Source organism: Paraburkholderia sp. Tr-20389, assembly GCF_017104565.1.
Taxonomy (GTDB): domain Bacteria; phylum Pseudomonadota; class Gammaproteobacteria; order Burkholderiales; family Burkholderiaceae; genus Paraburkholderia.
In genome coordinates this window covers 73,641-91,495 of sequence record NZ_JAAGPD010000030.1, presented here as the reverse complement: position 1 = coordinate 91,495, position 17,855 = coordinate 73,641, and the positions used below count along the sequence as shown (strand labels likewise).

The window sequence follows — 17,855 nt, the reverse complement described above, 5'->3', positions numbered from 1 at the left end:
CTCATGTTGAGCCATGCCCCTCATTCCAGAGCCGATACTTCCCGGCCGCTGCGCTTCGGCATCGTGCTCTTGCCGAACTTCACGTTGACGGCGTTTTCCGGTTTTGTCGATCTGCTCAGACTGGCGAGCGACGAAGGCGACATGAGCCGGCCCGTGCGCTGTTCGTGGACGATCGTCGGCGAGTCGCTCGTGCCCGTGAGGGCGAGTTGCGGTATCCAGGTCGCGCCGTGGGTCACGTTCGACGAGGCAGGTGAGTTCGATTACGTTGTCGTCGTAGGCGGTCTGCTGCATTCGGGGCCGTCCGCGAGCAAGGCGACGCTCCAGTTCATCCAGGCTGCGGCGAAAACATCGGCCACGCTGGTCGGCATCTGCACGGGCGTGTTCGCGCTGATGCGCGCCGACGTGATGGACGGCTACCGCATGTGCGTGAGCTGGTTCCACTACTGGGACTTCGTCGAACGCTTTCCGGGCGTCGACGAGCGCAATCTGGTCGCCGACCGGCTGTTCGTGATCGACCGGCGGCGCATTACCTGTTCCGGCGGGCGCGCGTCGATCGACGTCGCCGCAGCCATCCTGCTGCGCCATGTCGAGGCGACGATCGTGCAGAAGGCGCTGCGCATCATGCTGGTCGACGATGCGCAGAAGGGCAACGCGCCGCAGCCGCATCCGCCGGGCCTGGAGCCCGCGACCCACCCCAAGGTGCGGCGCGCGATCCTGCTGATGGAGCAGCATATCGGGCAGCCGTTGAGTCTCGCCGAACTGGCGCACCGGCTGGAGATGTCGGTCAGGCAACTGGAGCGTCTGTTCGCCGCCGAAACGGGCAAGTCGCCGCATGCCTACGGGCGGCAGATCCGTATCCGCATGGCGTCGTGGCTGCTGACGAGTTCGGATCGCACGGTCGCCGATATCGCCACGTCGTGCGGTTTCTCCGACGCCTCGCACCTCGGCCGCGAGTTCAGAAAGGAATTCGGCGAATCGCCGAACGCGTATCGCGTGGCGCGGCCGCCTAGCCAGTCGCCCGCGTTGCCCGCCGGCTGGCAGGCCAGCGAGGGCGAGGTTCAGGCAGACAATGCGTGATGTCGAGGCCGCGCGTCTTGCGAAGAGCGCGCACCTACCTTCAAATTCGATCGATTCGACCCGAGCCTTCAGATGAAACCGCCCATACAAGGGACCAAGCAAGGGACCAAAGGATACCGGCGCCTGATTCCGTCGATGACGGCCCTCGTCGAGTTCGAATCGGTTGCCCGCCTGGGCAGCTTTACCGTCGCGGCTAACGAACTCGGCGTCACCCAGGCGGCCGTCAGCCGCCAGGTCAAATTTCTCGAAGACACGCTCGGTGTGCGGCTGTTTCACCGTCTGCATCGCTCGATCGAGCTCACCGACGAAGGCAAGGCGCTGTATCTCGTCATCGCCGAATCGATGCAGAAAATTGCGGGCGTGTTCGACCGGCTGGCCACGGGACCTGTGCAACAGGAGCTGGTGCTGGCCGCGACGTCGGCGTTCTCGCATTTCCGGCTGCTGCCGCGCCTCGAATCGATCCGCAAAGCGCAGCCGAACCTTCAGCTTCGCCTGTCCACCCAGATGTTCACCGCGGACCTGCGGCACAAGGAGATCGACGTCGCCGTGCGGTTCGGCGACGGGCGCTGGGGCGACGGCACGGCAACCCTGCTGTTCGACGAGGAGGTGTTTCCCGTGTGCTCGCCGAAATGGCTGGCGGAGCGCGGCATGCCCGAATCGCTGCAAGATGTCGCGAATGCCGCGCTGATCGAATCGGACTCGACTTCGGAAGGCTGGATGACGTGGGAGGAATGGTTCCATGCCGTCGGCCTGCATCCGCTGCGGCTGAACTTCGCGCTGCGCTGCAGCCTGTACACCGATGCGATCCAGGCAGCCCGCTACGGGCAGGGCATCGCGATGGGTTGGGGGCGGCTGGTCCACGATCTTGTCGATGCAGGCGAGCTGGTCAGGTTGCCCGTCGCGTCGTTCAAGACGAACGATGCGTACTTCGTCGTGGTGCCGCACGGGCGCACCATCACACCCGCCGTCGACGGGCTCATCGAGTGGCTCCGGCAGGATGTGGCGGCGCAATGACGCCGGCTGTCCGGCATGGCTGCACTCGCATAATCCAAAGTAATGCCTGACCGAAAATAAAGCACATTGACGCTCTTTTTCGTCGCTCCAATACTGAGTTCATCGCGGGACCGTTCGAAGTCCCGACATCCCCTGAACGCTGGAGAAGACGATGTCCGAAGTGCAAATCAAAACGCATGGTGAGTTGATCCGCAGCCGTCATCCCGGTCATGGCATGCCCGGCGAACTGTTCGGTCGGCAGGACGTGTTCGAGACGGACGTCGACGTCTTCTTCCACAAGCACTGGATTCTCGTCGGCGTCACGGCGGATGTGCCCGAACCGGGCGATGTGTCCGTCGTCGATATCGGCAAGGCATCCGTCATCATCGTGCGCGACGACGACGAAAACGTGCGGACCTACCGCAACGTCTGCAGTCATCGCGGCGCGCGGCTGAAGGAAGCGGGCAAGTCGACGGTCGGCATGCTGGTGTGCCCGTATCACCAGTGGACGTACGATCTCGACGGCAGCCTGCGTCACGCGTCGCACATGGGCAAGGACTTCGATCCCACTTGCCGCAGCCTGAAACCCGTGCATACGAAGATCGTCGGCACGCATATTTTCGTCTGCCTCGCCGACGAGCCGCCCGAAGACATCGCGAAGCTCGAAGAAACGATGATGCCGCGCTTCGCACCGTTCGACCTGCAGAACACGAAGATCGCGTTCGAGCAGGAGATCGTCGAGCACGGCAACTGGAAGCTCGTGATCGAGAACAACCGCGAGTGCTATCACTGCGCGGGGACGCATCCCGAACTGACAGCGTCGTTTTTGCCGGAAGACTTCGGCTTTTGCCCGGAAAACCTCAGCGACGAATCGCTGCGCGCGCTGGAGGAGTACAAGGCGCGTAACGCGGCCTGTCAGGCGAGCTGGGAGCGCGACGGATTCGTCGCCAGCACGGTCGAATGGCTCGACGAGGACGCCGTCACCCAGTTCAGGACACAGCAACTGGTGATCGCGGGCAATGGCGAATCGCAAACGCTCAGCACGAAGGTCGCCAGCACGAAGCTGTTCGGCCAGATCGAGCGGCGCGATCTGGGCGACACGCACCTCTGGACGCACAACTCCTGGACGCACGTGATGAGCGATCACGCGGTGATCAGCTACATCATTCCGCTTGCGCCCGACCGGACGCTCGTACGGTCGAAATGGCTCGTCCATGCCGATGCCGTGGAAGGCGTGGACTACAAGGTGTCCGACCTGACGGAAGTGTGGATTGCGACCAATACGCAGGACAAGCATCTCGTCGAAATCACACACGAGGGCACGCAGGATCCCGCCTATTCTCCGGGCGTGTTCTCGCCGTTCACCGAAACCTACGTGGATCAGTTTTCGCGCTGGTATGCGGCGCGGCTGAGCGCACATGGCGTCTGAAGAAGCATGACGAGACGAGCCGTGGATGCATCACGCGTTCGCGGCTCGATCGCAAGATGCGTTCGGCGCGCGTCAATACGCAAACTTTGTGTAGTTCTCGCCCGTGGCGTTATCGTCGATATCGCTCACGCGCGGCATGTGCCGCAGCAGCCGCTTCGCTCTCGCACCGAGCCCTTGATACACGCTTTCCGGCACGTCGATCTTCACCTCCGGCCGGAAGTACCAGCTGCGGCTATAGCCGATCACGACCATCGGGCGCGGCGTCTGCGTCCGGTTGGGTGTGCCTCGATGCAATGCGCGTACGTCGCGGATCATCACGTCGCCGAGTTCCATCGTGATCGCATGCAATGGCGCGCGGCCCGCTTCGTAGGCTTCCAGTGCGTCGCTCGAATGCATGCGATGCGTGCCGAGCGTCGTCTCGAACGGTCCGTTGTCGAGCGTCACGTCGCAAAGGGGAAAATTCACAGCCAGCTGGAACGATGGCGTTTCAGGAAAGCCTTCGAACAGCGCGGGTGTGTCGCGGTGCACGTCCTGATAGTCGGATCCGTCGAGCGGCGTATCCGACGCCAGCTGACACATGACGGGCTCGTCGCCCGCAACCCGCTCGACGATGCCGAGCAAGTCCGGGTCGGCAAAAATGGCTTCGTCGGCGAACACGCCTGCGAAAGGCAGCGTGATGTAATGACGGTTCGGTCCTCGCACGGCCGTCGCGCTCGTGCGCAGTCGGTGTTCGAGCAGCACGTCGAACGCGTTGCGCCATTGAAGCAAAGTGTCCCGCGCAAAGTGCCGACGCAGCACGACCATCCCGTCGGTGTCGAACTGATTGGCGAGCAGGTCCAGCTCGGCTGCCGTATAGCGGCTCATCGGTGTCTCCGGAACAGGCGTGGTGTGGACTCCACTGTAATACGTGCGGCGGCAACGAGCGATATTGCGTGCCTCAGTGGATGTATCCATCCGGTCTCAGGCCTGGATCATGCTCGTAGCTGCTCATCTGTTCGATGGGGAGCGAAAGATGGGTAATGCACGCAGCACTCAAGGCGCCGTCGATTTCGAGGTCGACGCTCAGGTCACCCTGCTGACGTTGATCGTCGCGTTGCATTTGCTCGTCTACGCGGAGACGCGTTGGTGGCTGACGGCCTCGCAGGCGGTCGATGCGATGCGGCGCTGGCATATGGCCGACACGAAGGTGCGCCACGTGATGCGCCGGGTCGCGTTGTCGAGCCGGGCGCTGCCGCTCGCGATGCGCCTCGTCGAGTGTCACGCGAGCCTGCGCGACCCGGCGGGTCTGCAAGCGGCCTTTACGGACCAGCTTCAGATCGACAAGGATACGGATCAATACCGGATCATTCGTCACGCATGCGAAGCGGCGCTGCTGCGCGAGCGATAACGTGGCGTATGCGTGGACAGGCGCTGCGGGGGCATCGTCGCCCCCGCCTTGCTTCGATCGTCAGACGGCATGAATGACGTTCATCGCGCCGTCGTTTTGGGGGGCGTATGCCCGCCAGACTTAGCCACCAGGTCGGGCCACCGATCCGCCACGTCCGGAACCACCGGCGCCGGCGGAGATTCATCGGAGCTGGAATATCCGCCTATCGCGTTTCCCCACGATTCGACGGCGCGTCCGCCCATCATGGCCGTCCCGATGATGGGCGCGTTGGACAACCAGTCGTCAATCGCAGCGCCCCGGTTCCGCGCAGCTCGAAGTTCTTCAGGGGTGAGTTCCCTGTCGTTCAAGGCCGCGTTTCGCATGGCGTCTGCCGTCGAGAAGAAGGTGGCGGGATGTGCGAACCCGTCACGAAAGCCGCGCCAGAAGACTGAGCCCGGGCCTTCATCGTTCTTCGGATCATGTGGCGGAGGCGGGATGATCTGGGAGCCGACCTGGATGGGTTGTCCGTTGGTGCCCAGTTTGAATTCGGTCGCGACATTCGGAGTCTTTCCGTCAGGACCTGGAAGCTGGTTGGCATCGACCACCCGCAGATCGGTCGAAACATGTTGTTCGCCCGCTGTATCGCCGGGATGGGGCGGCGGCGTTGTGGACGTCTGGATTGCGATAGTCATTGTGGATTCCTATGTAATTGAGTCGAAGGCGTCGAGGCCTTCGCCGATCCGTGTTTCCAGCGCGATCGCTTCTACCAGTTTCCGCCTGCACCGCCTTGCGCCGGGTTTCCGGGCGCGCCGCCTTGTCCGGCATTGCCGCCTCCGCCGCCTTGCCCCTGATTTGCACCGCCGCCCTGCTGCTGCTGCTGTTGCAGGGCATGCATGCCGAACGCCCAGCCCAGGAAGTTATTGACGTTCATCGGTTGCTGCTGCGGCGGTTGTTGCTGTTGTTGCGGTGGATTGCCCGGCTGCGCAGGCGGATTGTTATCGGTGGGTGCCGATTGATACGGATCCTGGCCGCCGCCTTTGAGCCCCTGTGAAATCTGCCATTGCCCGTCGTGATCCAGCGAAACCCCGTAGGACGGTCGTTCCGGGTGGTCAGGGTCGTACGTACGGTACTGACCGCCCTCGTTTTTCACGGGATACGCCTGACCGTTCACGATGATGAACTGAGTCTTGCCGGGGTGTTCGTAGTCGACCATGACGTTCCTGTTTTCCTTCGACGGGCCATAGCGCGTCGGCAGGCGGTTCATGGCATAGGCGGTGGGCCAGTTCGAAGTGGGCGGCCGGGCGTCTGCGCCGGAAGATGCGGGACCGGCGGTGGATTCGTCCCCGTGCAGCGTCCCGCCTCGCTCGGGTTCGTTTTCGTTCTCGTGGGGCGAGCGTGGCGTTTCCGGCGGCGCATCATGGCCTGGCGGCCTCATGCCGCCAGGAACTTCCGGGGGAAAGATGTCGAATCCGCGTGCTCCGATCGATGCGATTGCCATGATCCATACCTCGTCAGTAAAGGAGGGTACGCAGGCCGCATGTCATTCGGCTTGCCACGTCAGGCGGTGTGGCAGCCGCTTGTGGCGGCCTCCGTGCGAAGTATTTGACCAGGCAGGAGCGGGATACGGGTGATACAGGGTTACCTGCGAGGGTTACCTGCGCGCCTCCTCCTCGGCGGCTTGCCAATGCTCGGTGACGGCTTTGTCGGTGATGCGTACCGTGGCGAGCAACGGCACATATCCGCGCAGCTTGATCTCGCCGACCGCGAGCATTTCCGAGCGATAGATCTCCGGCGTCACTTTCGAGCCGTCCTCGAACTCGACGGTATAGCCGTCGATCGGCCCCCAGCGGCCCTTCGGTACGGGTTCCACATAGACGTGCAACATTTGACCTCTCCCTGCGTTATGAAAAAAGCGTTGGGCGGTTCGCTTCGACTCGCCGGTCGTCGGACGGGAAGCTGCGAACCGTCACCTCTTGTATAAGAGAGTACCGAAGAAGGGATCGGCGGCGGCTCTTCAGGATATGCCGAGAACCACAGAAAAGATGCATTAAGATCAATGGGTTGCGCATTTCATTTCACGATGTGGAGCGTGGTTTTCCGATACGCATTGCCGTTAAGCTGCCATGCAGCACGCGGTTTTGTGACACGAGCCCCGATTTCGCAATGTGAGATTTTTGACATATCGATTGCCTGAGATGGAGACACGGGATGTCCCGAGTGCGCGGTAGGATGATCCGGACACACACGACGAGACCATCCGCTGACCCAAGGACGAAAAATATGAACGTGCTGATCAGGGCAACCGCATTCGCGGCGTACAGGCATCGCAACCAGCGGCGCAAGGATGCTGACGCATCGCCTTACATCAACCATCCCATCGCGCTCGCCGACGTGCTGGCCAACGAAGGCGACGTCGCCGACGAAGCCGTGCTCGTCGCCGCGATTCTTCACGACACGATCGAGGACACGGAAACCTCGATGGAAGAACTGGTCGCGCAGTTCGGCCACGCGGTCGCCGGGATCGTCGCGGAAGTGACCGACGACAAAACGCTGCCGAAGGCGGAACGCAAGCGCCGGCAGGTCGAACATGCGCCCGCCATCAGCCGGAACGCGCAGCTCGTCAAACTCGCCGACAAGATCTGCAATCTCCGCGATATCGCTGCCTGCCCGCCGGCAGACTGGTCCGTCGAGCGCAAGCGCGAGTATTTCGACTGGGCCAAAGCGGTGGTGGATGGGCTGCGCGGCGTGCACCCCGTGCTCGAGGCGGTATTCGACAGCGCGTACGCCGCGAAGCCATCGGCGAGTTGATTCTCTTCATGCCGGGCCGGTTTGCGTCGGGTCTTCGTCGACGGGACATGAAATGTCCCAACTCCACGCTGAAATACCGGCTCTGCGGTTCAGCGCCTGAGACAATCTGACCGCCCGACGTGACGAGATGGACACCCAAAGTGTCTCCGCCGCATGGACAATAGCGGACTCGAAGCGATCGACGACAAACGAACAGTGACAAGAGAGGGCCGGACATTTGAAGCTACTGCACACCGCCGACTGGCAGATCGGAACCCAGTTCGGGCAATTTACGCCGGAGGAGGCCGCGCATCTGACGGAAGCGCGCTTTGAAACGGTCCGGCGCATCGCCAGCCTCGCTACCGAACGCGATATGGACGCGGTGCTGGTCGCCGGCGACGTGTTCGACCAGCAGACGGTTTCCGAAACGGTCATTCGCAGGCTCTTCGGCGCATTGTCCGGCTACGCCGGGCCGTGGTATCTGCTGCCGGGCAATCACGACGCCGCGCTGGCCGAAAGCGTCTGGACGCGTGCGCAGCGCCTCGGTTGCGTTCCGCACAACGCGCATCTCGTTCTGGAACCGGGCGTCATCCTGCTGGAAAAACAGCGGACCGCGCTGCTGTGCGCACCGCTCACGCAGCGCAACACCTACGAAGACACGACCGCGTTCTTCGACGGGCTGGAGACGCCCGACGGTTACCTTCGCATCGGGCTCGCGCACGGCAGCGTGACGGGCATCCTGCAGGAGGACGTCGATTCCACGAACCCGATTGCGCCGACGCGCGCGCGGACGGCGCGGCTCGACTATCTCGCGCTGGGCGACTGGCACGGCGAATACCGCGTCGACGAGCGCATCCGCTATGCGGGCACGCACGAGCAGGACCGCTTTCGCAGCAACGAGCCAGGCTATGTGCTCGACGTCGAGTTGCCGGGGCCGGGCGAAGCGCCCATCGTGGAGCGCGTGCATGTGAGCAAATACCGTTGGCATCTGCTGAAGCCGCATCTGAGTGTGGCGAGCGACGTGGCGCAGTTTCGCGCGCAGCTCGAAGCTTTCGGTGAAACCGACGTGCTGCGCATCGAAGTCACGGGCGATCTCGCGCTGGCCGACGCCGAAGCCGTGAACGTGGCCATCGAGGAAACGCGTGCGCGCGTGCGTGCGCTGCGCTCGACGACCACGGGCATCAAGGTGCTGCCGACGGACGAAGACCTTGCCGCGCTCGGTGCGCGCAGCGGCTATCTGGCGAAGGTGGTCGAGCGGCTGCGGGCAATCCAGGCTGACGGAGGCGGCGCGGTTGCATCCGAAGCGCTGCTGATGCTCGCGCGATTCCAACGTGAAACGGGGGCGGCGTGATCCTCGAAAGCATTACGATCCAGAACTTTCGCAAACTGACCGACCGCATCGTCATCGACGGGCTCGAGTCGGGGCTGAATCTCATCAGCGGTCCCAACGAGGCGGGCAAGAGCACGATTGCCGAAGCCGTGAGAACCGTGTTCCTCGACCGCTACAAGGTGAGCGGGCTGGACGCGCTGGTTCCCGCCTCGCGCCCGGATAGTCTGCCGACGGTGGAAGTGGGCTTCGACATCGGCGGCACGAAACACCATCTCGTCAAGCAGTTCGTCAAGAAGCAGCGCTGCAATCTGCGCGTGGGCAGCAAGACGTTCGACGGCGACGAAGCGGAGGCGATTCTCGCCGACACGATCGGCTTCACGCGTCCGAAGCAGGGCTTGAGCCGCGCCGAGCATGCCGGCATTCCCGGGCTGCTGTGGGTTCGCCAGGGGCAAACGGGCGACGTGCGCAAACCGGGCGAGCACGCGTCGACGCACGTGCGCGCCGCGCTTTCGCAACTCACGGGCGGCGAAATGCCTGGCGGCGACGATGCACTCATTGCAGCGGTGCAGAAAGATCTCTTCAAGCTGATCACGAGTCAGGCACGCAGGCCGACGGGCGAACTCGCCGCGGTGGAGAAGGAACTCGAGAATCTGAAGGCGGAGCAGGCGGCGCTCGAACAAAGCAATCGCGAGTTCGACGAAGACATTGTCCGGCTCGGCAAGCTCCAGCGCGAGCATGACAATGGAGAGCGCGAGCGCCCGTGGGATGCGCTGCGTCAGAAGGCGGCCGCCGCGCTCGCGCAGGCTCAGCAGAATGACGTTGTCAGGCGCGAACACGATGAGGTCGCGCAACAGCTCAAGATTGCCGAGGCCGAACACCGCGTGCTGCTGGAGCAGGAGCAGTTCGCCGCGAACCTCGAAGCGTCCGTCGCGACGGATCGGCGCGATCTCGACAAGGCCGATGCGATCGCCGCGCAGGCGGGCGCTGCCCATCTGCGCGCGCAAGCGTCCGACGCCGCCGCGCAAAAGGCCGGCGAGGCCGCGCAGCAGGCGCATGGAAAGGCGATCGCCGCCGAAAGCGCTGCGCAATACAAGGCGCTGGCACAGACGCAGCAGACGGACATCGCTCGAATCGACGCCGCACTCGCCCGTGCAATCGAAAGCAATGAAAAAGTGCTGGAGTTGACGCGTGTTGCCGCGAACCTCGAACTCGACGAGAAAAAGGTCAAGCGGCTCCAGCAGGTAAGCGATCAACTGGTTCCGTTGCAAGTCCAGAAGAATGCCGCGCTGACGCGCATCGAATATCGCTTGAGCGCGGCCATCACGGTCGACGGCGCTCCCGTGCAGGGCGACGGCACGCTGGTGCTGGACGGGCGCAAGACGATCGGCCTGCCCGGCTTCGGCGAATTGACCATCGTGCCAGGCACGCTCGACCTGTCCGCGCTCGATACGCAATTGCAGGGTCTCGAAGCAGAGCGCGACAAGCTGCTGCTCGCACTTGGCGTCGAGAGTCATGCGCAGGGCGCCGAGCAACTTGCGCGCTGGAAGTCCGTGTGCGTCGAGCGCAACAACCATGCGCAGATGCTCAGGACGCATGCGCCGGACGGCGTCGATGCGCTGCGCAGCGAACTCGAGCAGGCACGCGGGCGTCTCGGCGCCACGCAGGCGAAGCTGGACGCGCTGGAGGACGCAACGGGCGCGATCCCCGTCGCGCAGGCGAAGGATGCCGTCGATGCCGCGCGAGTGCAGATCGAAACGGCACGCACGGCTTTGCTGGATGCCGCGACGGCCAGCGCGCAGGCCGCGGCGGGCGCGAAGGGCATCCGCGAGCGTCTGGCCGTCAATGAGGCGCGGCTGAAGGAAGCGGCATTCATCGACGAACGCAAGCGCCGGCAGGCAGCGCTGGTCGAAAAGAAGGCGTACATCGACGAATACACGCGCAATCTCGACGCGGCGGCGCAGCGTCTGAGCGCCGTCAGCCTGGACGATCCGCGCGCCGACGCCGACCGCTACAACCGTTCGGCCGAACTCGAATATCAGCAGCATCTCGAACGGCAGCGCAACGCGGGGCAGTTGCGCACGCGGCTCGAAACGCTCGGCGGCACGGAGCTGGGCGTGCGTCTCGCGCAGACGGCGGCCGCCATCGAGCAGGCCGAGGTGCGGCGTGCGGAACTGCGCATGCGCGCCGATGCGCTGAGTCTGCTGGAGAGCGTGCTGGTCGAAGAGCGCGATACGGCAGTGGCGACCTTGCGCAAGCCGCTGACCGATCGTGTCAACCACTATCTGCGACGCGTGTTCCCGACAGGCGAACTGGCCGTCGACGACTCGCTGTCGCCCGTGGGCCTGATGCGCGAGACAGCCGATGAAGCCTTCGAGTCGCTCAGCTACGGCACGCAGGAACAGCTTGGCCTGCTGGTGCGGCTCGCGTACGCCGACTTGCTGAAGGATGCGGGCAAGCCGACGCTGTTGCTGTTCGACGATGCGATCGTCCACACGGATGAAGAGCGGCGCGAATCCATCAAGCGTGCGCTGCTGGATGCGGCCACCCGTCATCAGATTCTGGTGTTCACCTGTCATCCGTCGGCGTGGAGCGATCTTGGCGTGAAGCAGCGGCGTCTGGAAGACATCAAGGCGGCAGCGCGGCTTGCCGGCTGATGGCGCAATCGACGCCCTCGCGGGCGTCGAGCCGCCGCTTCCCTCATTCGCCCCCATCAATACCGGGTGATAACATTTGTTGTCATCCCATCGCCCGGTACACCGTATGCCCGACAACTTCGACCAGCTCGCCGCCCTGATCCGCGGGCGTTTCGCGGAACTCAGTCCGCAGTTCCAGATGGGCGCGGCGTTTCTGCTCGATCATCCCGACGAGGTTGCCGTCTCGTCGATGCGCAAGGTCGCCGAGCGCGCGCAGGTGCAGCCGGCGTCGCTCGTGCGCCTGTCGCAGCAACTGGGCTTTCCCGGCTGGAACGAGTTGCGCGACCTGTTCGTCGCGCGTGTGCGTACGCGTCCCGAACCGCTGACGAGCCGCGCCCGCTCGCTCGTCAAAGGCCACGCGAAAGATGCGCTCGCGCACGATCTGCTCGTCGCGCAGCAACACAATCTCGAAGTGACAGCCGCGCACAACACGCGCGTCACCGTCGAAGCGGCCAAGCTGCTGCGGCGCGCGCCGCATGTGCATGTCGGCGGCTTTCGTTCGTGCTACCCCGTCGCGTTCGGTTTCGTCTACGGATACCGGCTGTTTCGCTCGTCCGTGTCGCTGCTGACGGGCGAAGCCGGCACGCTCGAAATGCAGTTGCGCGGCATCGAGCGTGACAGCGCGACCGTCGTCGTCAGCTTCGCGCCGTATTCCGTCGAGGCCGCGCGCGTCGCCGAAGCCGCGCTGGAAAAAGGCAGCAAGCTGATCGCGATCACCGACAGCGCCGTCTCGCCCATCGCGCTGAACGCCGACAAGGCGCTGATCTTCTCGCACGAAAGCCCGTCGTTCTTCCCGTCGCTGGTCGCGGCGACGGCCATCGCCGAATCGCTCGTCGCGCATCTGCTCGCGCTCGAAGGCACGGACGCCGTCCAGCAGCTCGAACTCGCCGAGCAGTCGCTGCACGCGAAGGGCGCCTACGTACCCTGAACGTCGGGCCGGTCGGTTGACGACAACAGACCGGCCAAATCACGCCACCTTTGACAACATATGTTGTAATGCGCTATAAATGCGCATCGCGTGTTGAATGATGTTCGAGGTGTCGTGTGGCGAAGCAGGGTTGGGAGTTGCACCGGATAACGGGCGAGCCGTATGAGATTGGCCGTCAGCTGGGCGAGCTGGCGCGGCCGGGGTTCGATGCGTACATGCAGCAGAGCGCGGCCTGGCACGCGCTGCGGGCATGGCGCGGCCACGCGTTCGTGCAGCATCTGCGGGATGTCGCGCGCGCGCATCATCCCGCTCAACTGGCCGAACTCGACGGCATGGCAGCGGGCCTCGGCTGGCCCGCCGACGACGTTTTCCTCTGGAATTGCCGAGGCGAACTCCTGCACGCCACGCCCGACGGCTGCACGACGTTCGCCGTCGCGCGAGCCGACGACACGCTCATTGCGCACAACGAAGACGGCGATCCGTTCCTGCTCGGCAAAGGCCTGCTGGTCGACATGCGGCCGCAGGGCAAGCCCGGCTTCATCAGCTTCTATTACCCCGGCTCGCTGCCTGGCCACACGTTCGCGACGAACCGCGCGGGGCTCGTGCAGGCGATCAACAATCTGCGCATCCGTCAGCCTGTGACGGGCGTGCCGCGCATGATCCTGTCGCGCGCCGTGCTCGATACTTCGACGCTCGACGAAGCCGTTCGTCTATTGCAGAACGCGCCGCGCGCGAGCGGCTTCCATCACACGCTCGGCGCGACGGGCGAACGCCGCGTGTTCAGCGTAGAAGCCACGGCGATGCGCTGTTCGATCGAAGCCGTCACGCGCGTATCGGGTCACGCGAATCACATGATTCATCCCGGCTGCGACACCGAGGCGCAGATCGTGACGGATTCGTCGCGCGACCGGCAGGCGCGTATCGCGGCGCTTCTGGAAGCGCGCGGCGCGCAGCCTGACGGCAAGACGCTCGTCGACATGCTGCACGACAAGGCGTCCGCCGGCTTACCGATTTACCGCGAAGACCCCGACGATCCCGACGACGAAAACACGCTCGCGACGGCGCTGTTCCAGATCCGCGACGACGGTGTTGCACTTCAGGTTCACGCGCAACGCGCCGTCGTCTTCGAAACGTTTGTTGCACGCACGGCGGCCTGAGCGCCACCGCCTTCCGCTCATTCAAGGAGAGCTGATGACTACCGTATTCCATCGCATGCCCAAGCAGACGCTGCCTGTCGCCGTGAAAGGCGACGGCATCGAGATCGTCGATTCGACGGGCAAGCGCTATATCGACGCATCGGGCGGCGCGGCCGTTTCGTGTCTCGGCCACAGCAACCAGCGTGTGATCGACGCGATCAAGCGTCAGGCGCAGGCGCTGCCGTATGCGCACACGTCGTTCTTCACGACCGAGCCCGCCGAGGAACTGGCGAGCTATCTGACCGAACGCGCGCCGCAAGGTCTCGGGCACGTGTACTTCGTGTCGGGCGGATCGGAGGCGATCGAGGCGGCGCTGAAGCTCGCGCGTCAGTATTTCGTCGAAGTGGGGCAGCCGCAGCGCCGCCACATCATCGCGCGCCGTCAGAGCTATCACGGCAATACGCTTGGCGCGCTGGCGATCGGCGGCAATGCATGGCGGCGCGAACCGTTCCTGCCGCTCCTGATCGATGCGCATCACGTGAGCCCGTGCTACGCATATCGCGAGCAGCGTGCGGACGAGACGGAAGAGCAGTTCGCACAGCGACTCGCCGACGAACTCGAACAGAAGATTCTCGAACTCGGGCCGGACACGGTTGCGGCTTTCGTCGCCGAGACGGTGGTCGGCGCGACGGCGGGCGCGGTGCCGCCCGTGCGCGAGTACTTCCGCAAGATTCGCGCGGTGTGCGACCGCTACGGCGTGCTGCTGATTCTCGATGAAATCATGTCGGGCATGGGCCGTACGGGCTATCTGTTCGCGTGCGAGGAAGACGGCGTCACGCCCGACCTGCTGACCATCGCGAAGGGCCTGGGCGCGGGCTATCAACCGATCGGCGCGACGCTCGTGAGCGACAGGATCTACCAGGCGATCACGGGCGGTTCGGGCTTCTTCCAGCACGGCCACACGTATATCGGCCATGCAACGGCCTGCGCCGCCGCGCTCGAAGTGCAGCGCGTGATCGCCGACGACCATCTGCTCGACAACGTGAAGGCACGCGGCGAGCAACTGCGTGCGCTGCTGCGCGAGCACTATGCGCAGCATCCGTACATCGGCGACGTGCGCGGCCGTGGACTCTTCGTCGGTGTCGAACTGGTGAAGGATCGCGCGACGAAAACGCCGTTCGATGCGAAACTGAAGCTGCACGCCGCGATCAAGCGCGAGGCGTTCCAGCGCGGTCTGATGGTGTATCCGATGGGCGGCACCGTCGACGGCAAGACGGGCGACCATGTGCTGCTCGCACCGCCGTTCATCTGCACGCAAAGCGATATCGAACAGATCGTCAGCCGCCTGACGGATGCGATCGAAGGTGCGCTTGCTGCATCGGGCGCGGCCTGACCGAACTTACTCCTACCTGAAGAGCTTCCGATGACCAACCGTCTGCCATCTTTCGACGCCGGCCACGCGACGCCCGAACAGAAGGTCGTGCTCGACGAGATCCTGTCGGGTCCGCGCGGCAATCTGAACGGACCGTTTCTCGGCTGGATCCATAGTCCCGAACTCGCGCAGCACGCGCAGCGGCTCGGCGCGTTCTGCCGCTACAAGACGGGCCTGTCGCTGCGCCTGTCGGAGCTGGCGATTCTCGTCACGGCGTCGCGCTGGCAGGCGCAGGCCGAGTGGTTCATCCACTACCCAATTGCGATCGAAGCGGGCGTGCGCGTCGACGACGCCGAGGCGATCCGCCAGAGCAAGCTGCCTGACTTCGCCGATGCCGACGACGCGCTGATCTACGCCTTCGCGACCGAGCTGTACGACGCGAAGCGCGTGTCCGATGCGACGTATGCGAAGACCGTCGAGCGCTTCGGCCACGAGGTCACGATCAACCTGGTCGGGCTGCTCGGCTACTACGCGCTCGTCGCGATGACACTGAACGTGTTCGACATGCGCGCGCAGGGGCAGGACTCGCTGCCGTTCGCTGAGTAGGTTTCACATGCACAAAAGAAAGGCCCCGGCTGACTCGATGAGTCGGCCGGGGCCTTCGTGCATCTGACGCTAGCGCGCGATCACGGCGCGCAACACGGCCTGGTGGCCGCAGATCAGTTGCCGCGGAACGTCGAGAAGATGCGCTGCTCGACGCTCGGACGCGAACCCGATTGCGACGAGCCCGACGTCGCGCCGCCGACTTCCGTCGCTTGCGACGTTGCGCCGTATTGCGGCGTGGCCTTCGGGTACGTCACGTCGTTCTGGTCGAGCGTGCCGTTTTGTTGCGCGGCGACGAGTTCGGCGCGAACCTGCGTGCGCGTCACGGGGGCGTTGCTGGCTTGCTGCGCGAACGAAACAGCGGGAACGAGAAGAGCGGATGCGACGACGACTGCCGAAAGAAGCGATTTCATGATGACCTCCGAGAACATTTGTTTGATCGGTTCGGTTTGAACTTTCCTGTCCGAACCGTTGGAGCAAGTGTATTTCCGGAGTGCTGGTCAAAAAAGTGGCAGATTGGAGAAAGATTCTTGCGTCGAGTGAAATAATGCCCGCGCACGCATGGGCGTGCAGCTTCACGGCAGTGCCACCGATATCCGCCTATGATGAAGCTTCGGTCCACGCCGACGGCCCACACGTTTGGCGCAGCACGCGTGACCGGTGCCGAAGCCGCGAATCGTCGGGAGAGACCGTCGCGGCGGGCATCGCGGTTGGGAGCGCGGCAGCACGAACTCTACTCAGGAGAGACGAATGAAGCGCAAGGCATCAGCACTCTGGCAGGGCGGTCTGCAAGACGGCAAGGGCTCGATCTCCACCGACAGCGGCGTGCTCAAGGACACGCAGTATTCGTTCGCGACGCGTTTCGAGAACGGCATCGGCACGAATCCCGAAGAACTGATCGCGGCGGCGCATGCGGGATGCTTTTCGATGGCGTTGTCGGCGGAACTCGGCAAGGCCAACATCAAGCCGGAGCGTATCGCGACCACGGCCACGGTCACGCTCGACAAGGACGGCGGCGGCTTCGCGGTGACGGCCTCGCATCTCGACGTCGTGGTGAAGATTCCGGGCGGGGACAAGGCCGCGTTCGACAAGGCGGCAGCCGACGCCAAAGCGGGGTGCCCGATCTCGAAGGTGTTGAACGCGACGATCACGATGGACGCGAAACTCGAAACCTGAGTTCGCGGCGCACAGCAGTTCACAGCAGTTCTTTCCGCTTTCGCCCGGTCACGCGATGCAGCGCCGGGCAAAGCGGCTCGTACGGAATCCACCGACAGGGCGGCCATGACATCACAAGCAGACAAGGCACGGGCATTTCGCGCGCTTCATGAGGCGAGCGTTCCGTTCATCATTCCCAACCCGTGGGACATCGGTTCCGCGCGCCTGCTCGAAGCACTCGGCTTCAAGGCGCTCGCGACGACGAGCGCGGGCTACGCGTTCTCCGTCGGCTTGCCGGACAACGCCGTCGGCCGCGAGCAGATGATCCGTCATCTGGCCGACCTCGCGCCGTCGACGGCGCTGCCCGTCAGCGCGGACCTCGAAAACGGCTTCGGCGATGCACCGGAAGACGCGGCCGAAACGATCCGGCAGGCAGCTGCGGCGGGTGTCGTCGGCGGCTCGATCGAGGACGCGACGGGGCGCGCCGGCGATCCCATCTACGCGCACGACCTCGCTGTCGAGCGCGTGCGCGCGGCCGTCGAAGCGGCGCGTGCGCTGCCGTTCCCGTTCACGCTGACGGCGCGGGCGGAAAACTATCTGGTGGGCCGCGCCGATCTCGCCGACACGATTCGCCGTCTGCAGGCGTTCCAGGAAGCGGGCGCCGACGTGCTCTATGCGCCGGGCCTGAAGACGCGCGAAGACATCGCGGCCGTCGTCAGTTCCGTCGACCGGCCCGTCAACGTGCTGATGGGCATGGCGGGCATGCCGTTTTCCGTCGACGATCTCGCGCAGATGGGCGTGCGGCGGATCAGCGTCGGCGGGGCGCTCGCACGCGCGGCGCTGGGCGCGATGCTGCGCGCCGCGAATGAAATGCTCGGTCGCGGCACCTTCACTTACACGAACGAAGCAGCGACGATGAAGGAGATTACCGACCTGTTTGCTTCCGTCGGCAAGCCTGCCTGAGCAGCGTACGAATGCATGACGCC

The 17,855-nt window shown here is 64.3% G+C and carries 18 protein-coding genes; 13 read left to right on the top strand and 5 right to left on the bottom strand.

The genetic code is table 11. The features are described 5' to 3' along the window. The first annotated feature begins 3 nt into the window (after positions 1 to 3). From G3N95_RS25550 to G3N95_RS25540, 3 genes are all read left to right on the top strand, one after another. Positions 4 to 1,077 (top strand): GlxA family transcriptional regulator, encoded by a 1,074-nt coding sequence (locus G3N95_RS25550; RefSeq protein WP_205972854.1) that lies wholly within the window; start codon positions 4 to 6, stop codon positions 1,075 to 1,077. Between the two features lie 72 nt (positions 1,078 to 1,149). Then, positions 1,150 to 2,091, top strand: coding sequence for a LysR substrate-binding domain-containing protein (locus tag G3N95_RS25545; protein ID WP_205972853.1), 942 nt, complete (start codon positions 1,150 to 1,152; stop codon positions 2,089 to 2,091). A 151-nt stretch (positions 2,092 to 2,242) separates the two neighbouring features. Beyond that, positions 2,243 to 3,499: an aromatic ring-hydroxylating dioxygenase subunit alpha gene (locus G3N95_RS25540; protein ID WP_205972852.1), complete on the top strand. Its 1,257-nt coding sequence runs from the start codon at positions 2,243 to 2,245 to the stop codon at positions 3,497 to 3,499. A 72-nt stretch (positions 3,500 to 3,571) separates the two neighbouring features. Here G3N95_RS25540 and G3N95_RS25535 read toward each other — a convergent pair whose 3' ends face one another. After that, the gene (locus G3N95_RS25535; protein ID WP_205972851.1) at positions 3,572 to 4,363 is read right to left on the bottom strand and encodes a phytanoyl-CoA dioxygenase family protein; all 792 of its coding nucleotides are present in this window, start codon (positions 4,361 to 4,363) and stop codon (positions 3,572 to 3,574) included. Between the two features lie 109 nt (positions 4,364 to 4,472). On the opposite strand from G3N95_RS25535, the gene G3N95_RS25530 reads away from it, so the two are divergent. Next, positions 4,473 to 4,886: a hypothetical protein gene (locus tag G3N95_RS25530; protein WP_241018919.1), complete on the top strand. Its 414-nt coding sequence runs from the start codon at positions 4,473 to 4,475 to the stop codon at positions 4,884 to 4,886. A gap of 80 nt (positions 4,887 to 4,966) precedes the next feature. On the opposite strand, the gene G3N95_RS25525 is transcribed toward G3N95_RS25530, so the two are convergent. The 3 genes from G3N95_RS25525 to G3N95_RS25515 all read right to left on the bottom strand — a co-directional run bounded on the left by G3N95_RS25525 (position 4,967) and on the right by G3N95_RS25515 (position 6,750). Then, positions 4,967 to 5,557: a hypothetical protein gene (locus tag G3N95_RS25525; protein WP_205972850.1), complete on the bottom strand. Its 591-nt coding sequence runs from the start codon at positions 5,555 to 5,557 to the stop codon at positions 4,967 to 4,969. Positions 5,558 to 5,628: 71 nt separating this feature from the next. Beyond that, a complete protein-coding gene (locus G3N95_RS25520; RefSeq protein WP_205972849.1) occupies positions 5,629 to 6,363 on the bottom strand; it encodes a hypothetical protein in 735 nt (244 codons plus the stop codon). 153 nt (positions 6,364 to 6,516) lie between these two features. Continuing rightward, positions 6,517 to 6,750 (bottom strand): hypothetical protein, encoded by a 234-nt coding sequence (locus tag G3N95_RS25515; RefSeq protein ID WP_205972848.1) that lies wholly within the window; start codon positions 6,748 to 6,750, stop codon positions 6,517 to 6,519. A gap of 395 nt (positions 6,751 to 7,145) precedes the next feature. On the opposite strand from G3N95_RS25515, the gene G3N95_RS25510 reads away from it, so the two are divergent. From G3N95_RS25510 to G3N95_RS25480, 7 genes are all read left to right on the top strand, one after another. Beyond that, positions 7,146 to 7,673, top strand: a complete 528-nt coding sequence (locus tag G3N95_RS25510) for an HD domain-containing protein (RefSeq protein ID WP_205972847.1) — start codon at positions 7,146 to 7,148, stop codon at positions 7,671 to 7,673. A gap of 217 nt (positions 7,674 to 7,890) precedes the next feature. Then, entirely contained in the window at positions 7,891 to 9,003 is a 1,113-nt protein-coding gene (locus G3N95_RS25505; protein ID WP_205972846.1) for a DNA repair exonuclease, read from the top strand. Continuing rightward, positions 9,000 to 11,636 (top strand): AAA family ATPase, encoded by a 2,637-nt coding sequence (locus G3N95_RS25500; protein WP_205972845.1) that lies wholly within the window; start codon positions 9,000 to 9,002, stop codon positions 11,634 to 11,636. The genes G3N95_RS25505 and G3N95_RS25500 overlap by 4 nt, the downstream gene beginning before the upstream one ends. Before the next feature lie 106 nt (positions 11,637 to 11,742). Continuing rightward, positions 11,743 to 12,603, top strand: a complete 861-nt coding sequence (locus tag G3N95_RS25495) for a MurR/RpiR family transcriptional regulator (RefSeq protein WP_205972844.1) — start codon at positions 11,743 to 11,745, stop codon at positions 12,601 to 12,603. Between the two features lie 116 nt (positions 12,604 to 12,719). Then, entirely contained in the window at positions 12,720 to 13,760 is a 1,041-nt protein-coding gene (locus G3N95_RS25490; protein WP_205972843.1) for a C45 family peptidase, read from the top strand. A 34-nt stretch (positions 13,761 to 13,794) separates the two neighbouring features. Further along, positions 13,795 to 15,132, top strand: coding sequence for an aspartate aminotransferase family protein (locus G3N95_RS25485; protein WP_205972842.1), 1,338 nt, complete (start codon positions 13,795 to 13,797; stop codon positions 15,130 to 15,132). Between the two features lie 30 nt (positions 15,133 to 15,162). Beyond that, positions 15,163 to 15,717, top strand: a complete 555-nt coding sequence (locus G3N95_RS25480) for a carboxymuconolactone decarboxylase family protein (RefSeq protein ID WP_205972841.1) — start codon at positions 15,163 to 15,165, stop codon at positions 15,715 to 15,717. Between the two features lie 113 nt (positions 15,718 to 15,830). On the opposite strand, the gene G3N95_RS25475 is transcribed toward G3N95_RS25480, so the two are convergent. Next, the gene (locus G3N95_RS25475) at positions 15,831 to 16,127 is read right to left on the bottom strand and encodes a DUF4148 domain-containing protein (RefSeq protein ID WP_205972840.1); all 297 of its coding nucleotides are present in this window, start codon (positions 16,125 to 16,127) and stop codon (positions 15,831 to 15,833) included. A 337-nt stretch (positions 16,128 to 16,464) separates the two neighbouring features. On the opposite strand from G3N95_RS25475, the gene G3N95_RS25470 reads away from it, so the two are divergent. Both G3N95_RS25470 and G3N95_RS25465 read left to right on the top strand, forming a co-directional pair. Next, entirely contained in the window at positions 16,465 to 16,890 is a 426-nt protein-coding gene (locus G3N95_RS25470; protein ID WP_012404470.1) for an OsmC family protein, read from the top strand. Positions 16,891 to 16,995: 105 nt separating this feature from the next. Next, positions 16,996 to 17,832 carry an isocitrate lyase/phosphoenolpyruvate mutase family protein gene (locus G3N95_RS25465; protein ID WP_205972839.1) on the top strand — a complete coding sequence of 279 codons (837 nt, stop codon included), beginning with the start codon at positions 16,996 to 16,998 and terminating at the stop codon, positions 17,830 to 17,832. The last annotated feature ends 23 nt before the right edge of the window (positions 17,833 to 17,855 follow it).

What these genes read in the sequence shown, in the direction of transcription:
- G3N95_RS25480 (WP_205972841.1), top strand. Translation starts at nt 15,163, where the DNA reads ATGACCAACCGTCTGCCATCTTTCGACGCCGGCCACGCGACGCCCGAA.
- G3N95_RS25530 (WP_241018919.1), top strand. Translation starts at nt 4,473, where the DNA reads ATGCTCGTAGCTGCTCATCTGTTCGATGGGGAGCGAAAGATGGGTAAT.
- G3N95_RS25510 (WP_205972847.1), top strand. Translation starts at nt 7,146, where the DNA reads ATGAACGTGCTGATCAGGGCAACCGCATTCGCGGCGTACAGGCATCGC.
- G3N95_RS25525 (WP_205972850.1), bottom strand. Translation starts at nt 5,557, where the DNA reads ATGACTATCGCAATCCAGACGTCCACAACGCCGCCGCCCCATCCCGGC.
- G3N95_RS25540 (WP_205972852.1), top strand. Translation starts at nt 2,243, where the DNA reads ATGTCCGAAGTGCAAATCAAAACGCATGGTGAGTTGATCCGCAGCCGT.
- G3N95_RS25535 (WP_205972851.1), bottom strand. Translation starts at nt 4,363, where the DNA reads ATGAGCCGCTATACGGCAGCCGAGCTGGACCTGCTCGCCAATCAGTTC.
- G3N95_RS25465 (WP_205972839.1), top strand. Translation starts at nt 16,996, where the DNA reads ATGACATCACAAGCAGACAAGGCACGGGCATTTCGCGCGCTTCATGAG.
- G3N95_RS25485 (WP_205972842.1), top strand. Translation starts at nt 13,795, where the DNA reads ATGACTACCGTATTCCATCGCATGCCCAAGCAGACGCTGCCTGTCGCC.
- G3N95_RS25515 (WP_205972848.1), bottom strand. Translation starts at nt 6,750, where the DNA reads ATGTTGCACGTCTATGTGGAACCCGTACCGAAGGGCCGCTGGGGGCCG.
- G3N95_RS25545 (WP_205972853.1), top strand. Translation starts at nt 1,150, where the DNA reads ATGAAACCGCCCATACAAGGGACCAAGCAAGGGACCAAAGGATACCGG.
- G3N95_RS25470 (WP_012404470.1), top strand. Translation starts at nt 16,465, where the DNA reads ATGAAGCGCAAGGCATCAGCACTCTGGCAGGGCGGTCTGCAAGACGGC.
- G3N95_RS25550 (WP_205972854.1), top strand. Translation starts at nt 4, where the DNA reads ATGTTGAGCCATGCCCCTCATTCCAGAGCCGATACTTCCCGGCCGCTG.
- G3N95_RS25520 (WP_205972849.1), bottom strand. Translation starts at nt 6,363, where the DNA reads ATGGCAATCGCATCGATCGGAGCACGCGGATTCGACATCTTTCCCCCG.
- G3N95_RS25495 (WP_205972844.1), top strand. Translation starts at nt 11,743, where the DNA reads ATGCCCGACAACTTCGACCAGCTCGCCGCCCTGATCCGCGGGCGTTTC.
- G3N95_RS25475 (WP_205972840.1), bottom strand. Translation starts at nt 16,127, where the DNA reads ATGAAATCGCTTCTTTCGGCAGTCGTCGTCGCATCCGCTCTTCTCGTT.